13 protein-coding genes are annotated in these 13,761 nt (G+C 55.1%); all 13 read right to left on the bottom strand.

Annotated features, from left to right (window positions below):
- Window positions 1–32: 32 nt before the first annotated feature.
- The 13 genes from F1381_RS05130 to spoIID all read right to left on the bottom strand — a co-directional run bounded on the left by F1381_RS05130 (window position 33) and on the right by spoIID (window position 13,550).
- Window positions 33–1,160 (bottom strand): glycosyltransferase family 4 protein, encoded by a 1,128-nt coding sequence (locus F1381_RS05130; protein ID WP_151733740.1) that lies wholly within the window; start codon window positions 1,158–1,160, stop codon window positions 33–35.
- Between the two features lie 113 nt (window positions 1,161–1,273).
- Complete coding sequence (locus tag F1381_RS05125) at window positions 1,274–2,032, bottom strand: WecB/TagA/CpsF family glycosyltransferase (protein WP_425495244.1); 759 nt, start codon at window positions 2,030–2,032, stop codon at window positions 1,274–1,276.
- Window positions 2,033–2,038: 6 nt separating this feature from the next.
- Window positions 2,039–3,190, bottom strand: a complete 1,152-nt coding sequence (gene csaB / locus F1381_RS05120) for a polysaccharide pyruvyl transferase CsaB (RefSeq protein ID WP_151733869.1) — start codon at window positions 3,188–3,190, stop codon at window positions 2,039–2,041.
- A complete protein-coding gene (locus tag F1381_RS05115; protein WP_151733738.1) occupies window positions 3,166–5,202 on the bottom strand; it encodes a DUF5693 family protein in 2,037 nt (678 codons plus the stop codon). Before F1381_RS05115 ends, csaB begins: the two co-directional genes overlap by 25 nt.
- 149 nt (window positions 5,203–5,351) lie before the next feature.
- Entirely contained in the window at window positions 5,352–7,070 is a 1,719-nt protein-coding gene (locus tag F1381_RS05110) for a phospho-sugar mutase (protein ID WP_151733737.1), read from the bottom strand.
- A 47-nt stretch (window positions 7,071–7,117) separates the two neighbouring features.
- A complete protein-coding gene (gene fabZ / locus F1381_RS05105; protein WP_151733736.1) occupies window positions 7,118–7,540 on the bottom strand; it encodes a 3-hydroxyacyl-ACP dehydratase FabZ in 423 nt (140 codons plus the stop codon).
- A 296-nt stretch (window positions 7,541–7,836) separates the two neighbouring features.
- Window positions 7,837–8,076: a DNA-directed RNA polymerase subunit beta gene (locus tag F1381_RS05100; RefSeq protein WP_151733735.1), complete on the bottom strand. Its 240-nt coding sequence runs from the start codon at window positions 8,074–8,076 to the stop codon at window positions 7,837–7,839.
- Between the two features lie 8 nt (window positions 8,077–8,084).
- A complete protein-coding gene (locus tag F1381_RS05095; RefSeq protein WP_151733734.1) occupies window positions 8,085–8,906 on the bottom strand; it encodes a flagellar hook-basal body protein in 822 nt (273 codons plus the stop codon).
- Window positions 8,907–8,921: 15 nt separating this feature from the next.
- Window positions 8,922–9,797 (bottom strand): flagellar hook-basal body protein, encoded by an 876-nt coding sequence (locus F1381_RS05090; RefSeq protein ID WP_151733733.1) that lies wholly within the window; start codon window positions 9,795–9,797, stop codon window positions 8,922–8,924.
- Between the two features lie 51 nt (window positions 9,798–9,848).
- On the bottom strand, window positions 9,849–10,844 hold the full coding sequence (gene mreB, locus F1381_RS05085; RefSeq protein WP_151733732.1) for a rod shape-determining protein MreB: 996 nt from the start codon (window positions 10,842–10,844) through the stop codon (window positions 9,849–9,851).
- 129 nt (window positions 10,845–10,973) lie between these two features.
- Window positions 10,974–11,261 (bottom strand): sporulation transcriptional regulator SpoIIID, encoded by a 288-nt coding sequence (spoIIID, locus tag F1381_RS05080; RefSeq protein WP_151733731.1) that lies wholly within the window; start codon window positions 11,259–11,261, stop codon window positions 10,974–10,976.
- Window positions 11,262–11,518: 257 nt separating this feature from the next.
- On the bottom strand, window positions 11,519–12,259 hold the full coding sequence (locus F1381_RS05075; RefSeq protein ID WP_151733730.1) for a M23 family metallopeptidase: 741 nt from the start codon (window positions 12,257–12,259) through the stop codon (window positions 11,519–11,521).
- Between the two features lie 61 nt (window positions 12,260–12,320).
- On the bottom strand, window positions 12,321–13,550 hold the full coding sequence (gene spoIID / locus F1381_RS05070; protein ID WP_151733729.1) for a stage II sporulation protein D: 1,230 nt from the start codon (window positions 13,548–13,550) through the stop codon (window positions 12,321–12,323).
- Window positions 13,551–13,761: the final 211 nt, after the last annotated feature.

Genomic DNA, 13,761 nt, shown 5'->3' with positions numbered 1-13,761 from the left:
TCAGGAATAAAATTGACAATTAGTGCTGAGGCTCAGGATTTCGAGCTGCGCTCCGGAGCAAGCTTCATGCGCATGCGCAGGAAGAAATCGAGCAGCGGACGTTTGGTCTTGCTGATAATGCCGGTAATCTCTGCACCGATCTGCAGGAAGAACAGCATCACACAAATTACGACGAACGTTACCCAGTTGGCTTCATAGAGTGAAGCCGACGTTTGGATAATAGCCAGCACTCCAAAGAATGCGGCAATTCCGTAAATAATCAGTACTGTCTGACGGTGGCTGAATCCCAGCTCACGCAGGCAATGATGCAGGTGGCCTTTATCCGGCGCAAAGATCGGCTTCTTCTGCAGCTTGCGGCGGACGATAGCAAAGAAAGTATCCGACAAAGGAACTCCAATGATCAGGAGCGGTGTAATAAACGATACGACCGCAATCTGCTTGAACCCGAGCAGGGCAAGGAGTGCGAGACAGAAGCCCAGAAAGAGCGAGCCGGTGTCACCCATGAATATTTTGGCCGGATGGAAGTTAAAGAACAGGAACCCTACGATGCTGCCAAGCAAGAGCAGACACAGCAGCGCAACCATAGTATTGCCCATGATAAAAGCCATCACTGCCATTGTAGCAATAGCGATACCGGATACGCCAGCCGCCAGCCCGTCCAGCCCGTCAATCAGATTCACGGCGTTCGTGACACCGACAATCCAGAACAGGGTCAGCGGAATCGCAATCCAGCTCTCCAGCGAGGAATACGTATCATTAAATGGAATATTTACGAAATCTACAGTAATGTTGAATCCGAAGACTACGATACATGCCGCAGCAATCTGTCCCAGCAGCTTCACCTTTGCGGAAAGCTCGAACCGGTCGTCCAGTGCGCCGAGCAGAACAATGAGTCCGCCTCCGGACAGCAAGGCCTTGATGAAATCAGACTCACGCGAAGTGAAGTCATAAGGGATAACCGGCAACACGGCCAACAGGCCGAGTACAAACGCCAGAAAGATTCCCAGGCCGCCAAGACGGGGCATGATGGTCGTATGTACCTTACGGGCATTCGGCACATCGGTCGCTCCAATGCGGATGGCGAATTTCTTCACCAGCGGCGTAATGAGCAGGGCGAGTCCCATACATACGATAAATCCGGCGATGTAGATGATTAACATTTGATCAGTCGACCCCCATTTCTCTACCGCATTGAATTATACGCTGAACCAAAAGTAAATTCCAATTCCATTTTCAGGCGGCAAAAAGGCCTTTTTCAGCAAAAAACCGCATTTTATTGAACTTTTGTTACTGTATCTTTCTCCCGCAGCACTTTTACTGCGAATTTCGGCAAGGCAAGCATTCTTTTGTACCGGGTAGGCTCTTTAATTAACCGGTACAGCCATTCCGCACGCAATTTCTGGAAGGCCACGGGCGCCCGTTTGCTCTTGCCCGAGATCACATCGAAGCTTCCGCCGACCCCCATCATAACCGGAATATTGAGCCGCGTTTTATGTTTGGCGATCCAAGGTTCCTGACTGTCGGCTCCTCTGGCCACGAACAGGATATCGGGCTTCGCCGCGATGATCTCATCAACGACTGCATCATCCGCTTCCGGCCCAAAAAAGCCGTCACGATACCCTGCAATCACAACACCGGCATATTGAGATTGTAACCGTGCCGCGGTCTCACGAATCACTTCCGGCGTAGAACCGAGCAGGTAAATTCTCCAATGATAGGTTTCACCCTGACGGAGCAATTCATGTAAAAGATCGAATCCCGCCACCCGTTCGGCGACAGGCTCACGGCAATATTCCGCTGCCCATACGACCCCGGTTCCGTCCGGAACAACCAGCTCCGCTGATTTCATAATATCCATATAAGCGGGGTTCTCCAGCGCGGTCATAATCATAATCGGGTTGGCGGTAATGACCTGATGCACTTCCCGGTTCCGGATCGCCTCCGTCAAATAAGCAACCGTAGCGGTCATATCGACTTTGGAAACGCGAATGCCGAAGATCGGCACCGTAGGCAGCTTGCTGTTCTCTTTCACAATCACTCATCCTTTGCGGTGAAAATATTCGGTAATCTGCCGGGCAGGCGCCTCGGCTTCTTCAACCAGCCTGGCAATCAGCGGCTCACGCTCCCGTCGCCATACATCGCCGGACTCCAGCAGCCGGAGCAGCTCGCGGGCAACCTGCGAACTGTCCAGCGATGCCGTCGAACCGACGGGACGGGAATCAATCTGCTCCAGAAAATGGTCAATCTTCGGATCATAGGATACGCCCATCAGCGGCACACGGCGGCCTGCAGCGTAAATCAGGCTGTGCAGCCGCATCCCGATGAGGGCGTCGCAGCAGGCTACTTCACGCAGCATCTGCAGCGGATGAAGAGCGTCCTCACAGAGGCTCACCCTTCCGCCAAGCTCAGCGACCCTATTCTCCACACGCTGCATCACATAGCGCGAAGCTTCATTGTCTAATGGGTGATGGAACGGCAGAAAACGCAGGTGCAGCGGAGCCTGGGCACAGGCCTGCAGCAGGCCGTCAGCAATGGCATCCAGCTCTCTTCTGGATTCTTCCCAGAAACGGACGGAAATGCCTACACGCTTAAGGCCATTCCCCTCTGCAGTGCTATTATGGCCACTAACAGCCGCAGCTGCCGGTGCTTCCTGAGGAAGCGCTAAACCCATCACCGGGTCAGGCACCACATCGATGCGCTCTCCGGTCAATCCCATGGACTGCAGCAGCGCGCGTGATTTCTCATCGCGCACGGAAATGTAAGTGCACTTGCGGAATACCGCTTTGATCAGCGGATGGAACAGTTTGCGGTTTACCGGGCCGATGCCCTGGGCATAGATAAAGGTAGGCCGGCCCATCCACTGGGCCATCTTGATCACGGCCAGATAGTAAGGGATCGTCTTGCCGCTGGTTACATCCTGCAGCAGGCTGCCGCCGCCGCTAATCAGTCCGGCGCTCTCGTAAATAGCCTGCCGAACCTCCATCAGCTTCATCCGGTGCACGGATTTCACCCCGTAGGCGGCACTGGTCCCTTCAGGATCAATAGACAGCACGACAGGCTCCAGATCAACTCCGGCCGCTTCCGAATACTTGCGCAGCGCCAGCAGAATCGATTGCAGGACCGCCTCATCCCCGCTGTTCCGGAAGCCGTAATATCCGGAGATGATTATTTTTTGAGGAGCGGCGACCATCGTTTCCAACACCCTTCCGCAATTTGCCAGACTCCCACTGCAATCAGACCGATAACAAGACCCAGGCCGAGGCCAAGCAGCCCGCGGATCAGGGAAATTACAATCGGAGAATGAATATGGGCAAAGGTATCAACCATCGAGAGCTGGCCGATTACCGCAATAATCAGAATAAAGGCGGCATTCCGGTACTTATAGGCCATAAAGGCCCCGAGAATAAATAACGGATGGGCAAGCAGGAATTCCTTATTGCGCGGCCGCACATGCACCGTGTTCTCCAGGAAGGTCCGGAAAGACATTTCCAGTGCACTGACGCTCCCGCTGTTTCCGGTTCGCTTGAGGTAATACCAGCCAACCGCTGCAACAACGACGGCGGCAGCAACCATTGCCAGCGTAACCGGCGTCCGCAGCAGCTTGCCGGTCTTGTTGAACGCAAACTCTCCGCGGTACAGCAGCACGTAAATACCGGTAAGGGCGATCGGAGCCAGGTGAAGCAGGCTTACGCCACGGAACTGGTTCAGCACCAGCGCGTAGGTGACATTGTTCAACAGTGCGATGACAAAAGGCACGGCACTGAGGGAGATCAGCGCAGTCTTCACATACAGCACCAGGCTGTGCGCCAGCCTGCGGCGCGGACTCATCGCCGTGTACTTGCGTGCGGCTGCACCGAGCGGCGGCCCCTGCTCATTGATTTTGCGGACAGCCATCACCATAGCGACTGTCGGCGCACTGATAGCCACAGCCAGTGCCAGCGCCTGTTCAAACAGTGTAGGCTTCAGAACAATAAGTCCTGCGCTGCCTACAAGGCCAAGCGCCCAGGCTGCAAGTGTCAGCCAAGGAATGAAATAAGAAACCAGCAAAGCAACCATAGATACGGCACCGACGACAGCGCCGAGCTTGAAATAACGCTGGAACGAGGAATCCGCCACATCGAAGGCAGTAGCCTGTCCCAGGGTAAATCCGTTATCCTCAATCTTGGCTACTGCTCCTTCCGGTCCGGTAAGACTGGTAATGAGATTATCCAGACTGTCGGTGATCTGCGCCTTAGAGGTGTTGCGCAGCGGAATCGTGTTCAAATAGAGCATCCGGATATTACGGTCCTTGGTTGCCAGTGCAAAGCGGTCGGATATCACTTCCGGACTCAAGTTGGAATCGCCCTCGCTGAGTGAGTACAGCCGTGTAACGTTATAATCCAGCAAATAGGCCAGCTTGGAAAAGCCCTTCTGCTGAGCCTTTATATTTTCGATAGCAGCAATACCAATCCCACGCTCGTTCAGCAAATCGGCAAAGGCCTCGATGCTGTTCAAGTCTTCATTATCGTTGAAGCCCTTAACAGACTCACCTTCGAACAAAATCCGTTTAACGCCCAGTTCCGCATATAGGTCCAGCAGCTTCGTGACTGCCTCCTGATTGTAAGGAAGCGAGTCCAGCAGACGCGGTACGATATTAAAGCCTTTGTCGTGCAGCATTTCCAGCGTAAGCGGGTCGGGCTGCAGCGGCTTCAGCGTGGCATCCTCCATCGGAGTCTGGATTATAAGTCCCTGCTGGCCGCGGAAGCTCCAATTCTCCGTAGCGATATTCTGGCCCGCAAATGCTTCCCGGATAATCGGCGCCAATGCCGAGTTGTTCTCCGCACTTGTAAAGAGAACATATGTAAAGTTCTCATTCTCGGGAATGACGGTATCGGTAAGATTAGCGATGTCAGCCGCTCCCCAGATCATCAGGCGGCGCGCCTTACGGAAATCCTCAAGCGTATTCTCATAGATGGCCATGCTTTGCACGCCGGCTTCCTTCAAACGGTCAAGCTGCTCGGATATATAATCCTGCGGGTTGCTGCGGTAGCTGGCCACCTCCACAAGATCGCGGTAATCAAATACAAATTCCACCGTCTTGGATGACTTTTCTGTCTGAAGCCGGTCATAGACAACCGGGAGCGCTGAAATTACACCGAGCACCACCAGGATCCATAACCATTTCCGTGAAGCCATATTCCACCTTTGCCATTTCTGCTGCACCAAAAGTACCTCCTCTATCGCTGTAAAGCCACTTTACAGGCGGCTGCATACCCATAATTTGCCTAACAACCGTCCCTTTTCATGCAGAAACGGATGTGCGTCCTTGAAAGGAGCAGTATCCGTTTCTGCTTTAACCGATTTATCTTGTATTATTTCCCGTCAACACGGCCCATAACCTGTTCAGTCAGGGCGGCTACCTTATCTTTGGCGTTCTGGAGCGACTCGCCCCGTACCGCAAAGTAAACCTTGATTTTCGGTTCTGTACCGGAAGGACGCAGGCAGAACCAGGAACCGTCAGACAGCAAATATTTAAGTACATTTTCCTTCGGAAGACCGTCAAGGCCGAGCGAGTAATCCAAAACTTCCGTTACGCCCGCTCCGGCGATCTCCTGCGGCGGGTTGCTCCGCCAGTCGGCCATGATTCCCTGGATTTGGGCCACGCCGTCTTTGCCCTTCAGCGTACGGGACTCCAAACTTTCAAGGAAGTAGCCGAACTGTTCATACAATTCCTGAAGCACATCATAAAGTGTTTTGCCTTGGGCCTTATAATACGCCCCGGCCTCGGCAATCAGCATAGCCGCCAGCACAGCGTCCTTGTCGCGGGCATAGTTCCCGGCCAGATAGCCATAGCTTTCTTCGTAGCCGAAGAGGTAGGTATAATCACCGGACTGTTCGAACTGCGTCATTTTTTCGCCGATATATTTGAAGCCGGTCAGGGTATTGAACACGGTAGCTCCGTAATGCTGCGCTACTGCCGCTCCCATCTCGCTCGTAACAATTGTCTTGACGACGGCACCGTTCTGCGGAAGCTTGCCCTGTTCCTGCAGACGGCTCAGATAATAATGAATCATCAGCGCGCCCGACTGATTGCCGGACAGCACAACGAATTTGCCTTCATTGTCGCGCACAACGGCTCCCATCCGGTCGGCGTCCGGATCGGTGCCAATCAGCAGATCGGCACCCAGCTCTTCGCCCAGCTTGATCGCCAGCGTGAAGGCTTCGCGTTCCTCCGGATTCGGCGACTTCACCGTGGAGAATTCAGAATCGGGCTGCTCCTGCTCAGGCACCACATGCACCTGGGTGAAGCCGATCTTCTTCAGTACACTGCGAACCGGCAGATTGCCTGTTCCGTGCAGCGGAGTGTATACAATCTTAAAGTCTTTGCCGAGCGTCGAAACAATCTCATCACGGGCTACACTTACTGCCGCCACCGTATCCGTGAAGGCCTCATCTTCCTGCTCACCGAGCCAGTGCAGCAGTCCGCCGGCTTCCGCTTCTTCGCGGGACAGGCGCTTTACGCCATTGAAGGAATCCACTTCAAGAATGTGGGCGATAACCTTCTCTGCCTCGTCCGGCACCAGCTGCCCGCCTTCAGCGTTATACACCTTGTACCCGTTATATTCCGGAGGATTATGACTTGCCGTAATCACCACGCCGCCCGAAGCCTGTAAATGCCGGACCGAGAAGGACAACTGCGGCGTAGAGCGTAGGGATGGGTACAAATGGGCTTCAATGCCGTTGCCGGCCAGCACAAGCGCTGTCTCCAGGGCAAATTCCGGCGAGAAGCGGCGGGAATCGTGGGCAATGACTACGGACGGTCTGCCCTCTCCCTGATGCTGCTCCAGAATATAATTGGCAAAGCCTTGAGTAGCGCGGCCAACCGTATACCGGTTAATCCGGTTGCTGCCCGCGCCGATAACACCGCGCAAACCGCCAGTGCCGAATTCCAAATCACGGTAAAAGCGTTCCTCCAGCTCCTGCGGATCATTCTCCAGCGCCTTCAGCTCTGCCTTGGTCAGTTCATCTACAGAAGGGTCCTGCAACCAGCGGGACAGGGTTTCTGCCGCTGCTTGGCTCAATTGCGTCATATGAAATCTCTCCTTCTCCTCTATAATAAGTGATTGTATAACAGGGGTCAGCTAAGCGCGAACATAATTTCCCCGGAGGCGACGACTTTGTCCTCCACCTTGGCTGTAGCTTGTCCCTTGCCAATGCTGCCTTTCAGCCGGGTGATCTCCACCTCAAGCGTCAATGTATCCCCTGGCACGACCTGACCGCGGAAACGGAAGCCGTCCAGTCCGGCCAGAAAGCCGATCTTGCCGCGGTTGGCTTCCACGCCCAGAATGGCGACCGCCCCTACCTGGGCCAACGCCTCGGTAATCAGTACGCCGGGCATAACCGGATAACCGGGAAAGTGTCCGGCAAAAAACGGCTCGTTGACGGTAACGTTCTTAATGCCCACCGCACGTTTACCCATCTCGATCTCGGTTATTTTGTCCACCAGCAGAAACGGGGGCCGGTGCGGGATAATTTCCTGGATTTCATTGATATTCATCATTGGGGCAAAAAGCTCCTTTCACTATGTAACCGCATCTTTAGAAAACAAAGCCAGCTCTAAATCTCTAAGAGAACCTGCATAAATATGGGCCGCTTCGGTCAAAACTATAATATCCTTCACCACCTGCAGCAGTGGAGGTTAAAATAAGGGGCTTTCTCCACCGCATGCAGCTGCGAGGCGGAGAGGGCCCTTTTGGTGTTCCTCCAGCCCTCCATCATTATACAGTTTCCAGTATAAAAAAGAAAACTCCCCTGCACAACAGGGGAGCTTCGCAAACCGCCTTCACCGGTCCAGTGTTAAGGCGCAAACACCAGGTCATATACATGCTTCCAAGTGCTCCATTGGAGCACTTCAGCGAATTCTCTCTTTCCGAGCAACACGTAACCTGCCGTCAGACCGCAGCCAAGCGCAGCAATGAGCAGCAGCGGAATCAGAAACCACTGAATAATCCTCCAGGCTGACCGGCGTTTCCTGACTTCAGGCTTTGGTGCTTCTGTCGGTTCTTGTTCTTGTCGTTGCGAGTTCTGAGGACTCATCCCTTCACCTACCCGCGCATAGTATTAGCCAGCCCCAGCATCTGGTCACTGGAGGAGAGTGCCCGGGCGGCAAGCTGATAGATCCGCTGGACCTGCATCATTTCAGTTATTTCCTTGCTCAGATCCACATTGGATTGTTCCAGATATCCGGAGCGTACGCCGACTGCCGCCGCCTCTCCGGCTGCCCGCTGCACAAATGCCTCATCCGCCGTTACGCCATCCGGAAGCACATAAAAGTTACCGTCTACCGCCTGCAGGGTACTCTTGCTCAGCGGCTCCACGATCATAATCGTACCGGCTATCTCAGCCGGCTCATTCTCCCCGGTCTTGGTCAGCACACGGCCGTATTCATCAATCGCAGCACTGACATTCACCGGCACGGTGATCGGTTCGCCTTCGGTATTCAGTACAGAGTTGCCTGTATTGTCAACCAGCAGCATGCTGTCAGCATTACCCGGATCGGGAGTGAAATGAAAGGCGCCCTGGCGCGTATAAGCGACCGCACCGTTCACCTGAACGCCGAAGAGGCCGTTGCCCTGCAGCGCCAGATCCGTCGGGTTGCCCGTTTCCTGGAGTGTCCCTTCCTCCCAGTTGTTGCTGATGGTGGAGACGCGAACGCCATACCCGATATTGAAGCCCAGCGGCATGCTGCGGCCGGTCTGATAGTAATCCCGGGACTGCTGCTGGACACGGGTGAGCACATCCTCGAAGGAGCCTTCCTTGCTCTTGTATCCGGCCGTATTCATATTGGCAATATTGTCCGCGATAATGTCCAGCCGCTGCTGCAGGCTGGACATCGAAACAGCGGCTCCGATTGTCGAATTGTTCATGGGTCAACCCTCCCGCTATACTCTGCCGACTTCGTTAACGGCCTTCTGCAGGCTGCTGTCATAAAATTGAATCACTTTCTGATTGGCTTCATAAGCCCGGTAGGCGGCATTCATATCTACGGTAACCTGGGTAATATCCACATTGGAATTCTCCAGATATCCCTGACGGAGCTGCAGATTGTCTGCCGCACCGGCAAAGCGGATTTCTGCCGCATCGGCATCATCAGCATGAAACACGCCGTTTCCGTCGCGCACCAGCTCCTGAGGCTGGGTGACTACACTGATACCGATACGCACTCCGCTCGGAAGCCCCGTCTCCGGATTAATCACATTGCCCTGCCCGTCCACTTTAAATTGATCCTCAGGCCCTGTCAAGACCAGCGGGTTGCCGCCTGCATCCAGCACACGGAAGCCTCCTGCACTCAAGACCTCGCCCGCCGGGCTCACCGTAAAGCTGCCGTTGCGTGTATATAAATTGTTGCCTTCGTCATCCTGTACAGTAAAGAATGCCTGCGGCTGGTAAATAACCTCGCCCTCAGGGCTTACATACTTACCCGATCCGTCAAACTGGATATTTCCTCCGCCTCCAGGATTCGCTACCTGAAGATCGGCGGAAAGTGCAAGGTCCAGCGTCTTGCCGCTCTCGATAAGATCGCCCTGCAAATATTGGGAAATGGATTGTTCGGCGAATACCCCCGTGTTCATCCGGCCCACCGTCTTCGCTTCGCCGCCGCTCATGGCGGAGATCAGCACTTCGGGAAAAGCATGGCTGACACTGTTCACCTGCTTGTACCCCGTTGTATTCGCATTCGCAATATTCTGCGTTGCCGTATCGTGTCTGCGCTGCTGGGCCACCATTCCTGCCGCCGCCGTATATAAGCCTCTGATCATGAGGAATATCCACCTTCCTGAAATCTGCTGTTACTCTTATTATCGGCCGGCTTAGAATTTTTTCTTAGAAACTTTGTCCAAATGGTCCAGCATAATTCCCGTTCCCTTGACCACACAATGCATCGGATCTTCCGCTACCCACACCGGCACGTGCAGCTCCTCGGAGAGCAGTTCGTCCAGCCCGTTGAGCATCGCCCCCCCGCCAGTCAGCACAACGCCGCGGTCGATAATGTCCGCTGAAAGCTCCGGAGGTGTACGTTCCAGCACTGATTTGGCCGCCGCCACGATCATCGAAACCGGATCCCACAGCGCTTCGCGCGCCTCATCGGCCGTCACCGTAAGTGTCTGCGGCAGACCGCTGACCATATCGCGTCCGCGGATGTCGATCTCCTTCTGCATACCGGTGCGGACCGTACCGATGGATACTTTGATGTCCTCCGCCGTACGCTCACCGATCAACAGCTTATATTTCTGCTTGATATATTTTAAAATGGCCTCGTCGAACTTGTCCCCCGCGACTTTAATCGAGGAGGCGGTAACGACGTCGCCCATGGACAACACGGCTACGTCCGTCGTTCCGCCGCCAATATCGACGACCATATTTCCGCTCGGTTGGTAAATATCCATGCCTGCACCGATGGCCGCAGCCTTCGGTTCTTCCTCCATATACACATCCTTGGCCCCGCTGCGTTCGGCAGCCTCCCGGATTGCTTTCTGTTCAACCGATGTGATATTGGTGGGGGCACAGATCAAAATGCGTGGCTTGGCGTACCAGCTGCGGCCGCCTACACGGTCGATGAAATATTTAAGCATCGTTTCGGTGATGGCAAAATCGGCAATGACGCCGTCGCGGAGCGGACGGATGGTTGTGATGTTCCCGGGTGTACGTCCGACCATGCGGCGAGCCTGTTCTCCGACCGCAAGGACTCTCTTCGTATCACTTTCAAGCGTGACCACGGAGGGTTCATCAAGAACAACCCCCCTCCCTTTGACATGAATAAGCACATTGGCCGTGCCAAGATCAATTCCGATATCCTTGCTAAGCATAATGAAAAAGCCCCCAAAGTGTTATTTTAGATGAGAATTGTCCGGATGGAACTAAATTTAAAAATACCATACTTTAGGGGAAGGTTACAATGTATCATGCCTGAATAATTGCTTAAAATAGCGACAATCTCATGGCTTTGCGGCTATGGCGACTTCCCTTTTTTTACCGGACGTTTTTTTATATTTGATCTTAGTGGCCTCTCCCCCCCGAAGATGACGGACCTGCTTGTGATATTCGAGAATATGCTTCACCTGGTCTGCCAGATCCGGATTGATCTCCGGCAAACGCTCAGTCAAGTCTTTATGCACCGTGCTTTTTGAAACGCCAAATTCCTTGGCTATCGTCCGGACCGTATGCCTGGTTTCCACGATGCAGCGTCCGATTTTGATCGTACGTTCCTTGATGTAATCGTGCACGCTCCCGCCTCCCAACTGTGGATAGTTTGGTACATTATATGAGGGGCGGGCCTAGATATTCGCGCTTTCAGGGCGTGACAAGCTCCTTGGGGCTCATTTTATTTCCTGGACAAACTAAAGGCACTGCGGGGATCGTCAATAAAATAGCCCGGTGATGTAGACCCCTGGCTGAAGCAGGCTCAGGTACTTTGCGGATAGCAAGATATCCCGGGATGCAAAAAGGCGGGGGCGAATAGCCCCCGCCTATCAAAAGCGGATTAACGCTGCGGCAGCAGATCGCTCGGATTGACCGGCTTGCCGTCCTCATGCACTTCAAAGTGCACGTGGTTGCCCAGGTTCTTCTCAATTTCACTGCGTCCGGCCGTAGCCAGCGTATCGCCTTGCTTCACCTGATCGCCCTGCTTCACTTTAACTTCGCCGAGGCTTTGATACACGGTTTGCCGGCTGTCCGGAGAAGTGATTTCAACCACCTTGCCGAATACGGCCACATCTTCCACCCGGGTTACTTCACCGCCAAGCGCAGCTTTGACCTCAAAGGTCTGGTTGTCCTCGCGGGCAATGTCAATCCCGGCATTCGGTGTAAAGGTATCGTTGTACTGCACCATGGCGGCCACATGATTCTCTTCAGTACCGTTCTCGTCATAGAATGGCTTTACCACCTGTACTTCGCCAGGATTGGCTACCGGCCAGGCCAGCGTTTCCGCCGACGCTACGACTTCAACGGCTTCAGGCTCTCCGCCGGCAGTGGCCGATTCATTGCCTGACGGAGCTTGCTGCGAGACAGCGGTGGTCTGTTCATCGTTCAGCGGCTTTTGGCCGGCATCCTGATAGACCCATACCAAGGTTAGTATAATAGCCGCTGCCGCTGTGTAAACTGCCGGGAACACCCAGCGTTTGGATAACGCTTTGCGCCATGACGAGGGCTTCACGCCGGAATCTCCCTGTTTGTTTTTGAGAGATTCATCATGGTTTACTTTGTTTTTGTCTTGTTCATTCATATGTTTATCACCTCAGTAACAAGTGTTACCGGGCGAATCGCTTTTATACGTATCTTGCAAGTTATTTTTTCAAAAGAGTTGAGACTTGGGCGAAGCCGACGCCGCTGTAATAGTGTTTGAGAATTTGCGTAGCCGTGCCGCCTTCACGGGCCATGCCGTTCGCGCCCCACTGGCTCATGCCGACACCGTGGCCGTTGCCGTAGGTGGTGATCATCACTTTATCGTTCTGCCGCTTCCAGGTGAATTGGCTGGAGCGCAGGCCAAGCTTCTCACGGATCTCCCGCCCGGTAAAGACAGTGCCGGCAATGGAGATTTCCTTAACCCGGTGACCCGAGGTCAGCGAGAGCACCTCGGCCTGCAAGGTACTGCCCCCGGCCGAGACCGGCTGTGCCTGCCGGGAACCCGTCAGGGTCTTAGAGACAGGGACCGCCCCGCTCTCCAGTCCCAGCTTGCTGCGGAGCTCGCTGTCCGTAAACGTGTAGGTGACCGCCCACTCCGGGGTAATCTCCTGCTCCCAGGGACTCGCGACGCTGCGCAGATAAGGAACAGCAGCATTCCAATATTCCTCGGAGTTCTCCGTGTACCCGCCGCTGGAGGAGAAGAAGGAGGCTGTGATGGGCTGTCCGCGATAGACCATCACGGTCCCGCGCGTCTCCAGGACCGCGCGGCGGATTTTGGCCAGGTCGGCACTCCTTCCGCCGGCCGCCCACTCCCGTTCCAGCGTATCCTGCGATACGTAAGCCTGGTGGCTTACCGTATCGGCGACATCCGCCCCCGGAACGGGAACCCCGCTGCGGTCGCCTGCTGCGAGGCGGCGAACGATAAAGGTGCGGGCGGCCACGGCCTGGGCTTTGAGCGCTTCGGGCTCAAAGTCCGCCGGCATCTCGGCCGCCACCACGCCGCTGACGTAGTCCTCCAGCGGCAGCGTCTCGATTTGTCCGCTCCGCGACAAATAGACGGATACCTGCGGCTGCGCGGCTTCCGCAGCCGGGGCAGACCCGGCCGTGGCCTGCGGCGCGGCCGGGGGCTCGGTTCCGCCGCCGCTGCGCAGCGGAACGATGAGGAGCGGCAGCAGCAGCGCAGCGAGCAGCGGCGCGGCCAGCCAGGCGGCGGGCGCGAGCCGCCGCAGATGCGGGCCGGCGGCGTAGCGGCGCCGCCCGGCCAAGCGGCGCCGGCGCGCGGAGGCGGCCAGCCGGCGCCGCAGCAGCAGGCGCGCCGGCTGCGCAGCGGCGTGCCATGCGTCTCTAATGCGCCGCCGGCCGGCACGCCGCAAGCTTTTGAATTCTTTCATCTCTATGCTACTCCTTCCCTTTTCACTGCTGATTCTTATAGATATGAGTTTCAGCATGCTGCTAGAACGATATGTTGAGAGAAAGAGAGAATACACAAAGTGAAACCAACCTCCGCTGCCTATCCCGGGTACTTTGCGGGGACCCCGATCTTTGCCCCACAAAGTGAAGCATAACCTCCGCTGCCTATTCCGGGTACTTTGCGGGGACCCC

It is taken from the genome of Paenibacillus tengchongensis (assembly GCF_008973665.1).
Classification (GTDB): domain Bacteria; phylum Bacillota; class Bacilli; order Paenibacillales; family Paenibacillaceae; genus Paenibacillus_AQ; species Paenibacillus_AQ tengchongensis.
The sequence above is the reverse complement of the archived record's forward strand: the minus strand, read 5'-3'. Positions and strand labels throughout refer to the sequence as shown.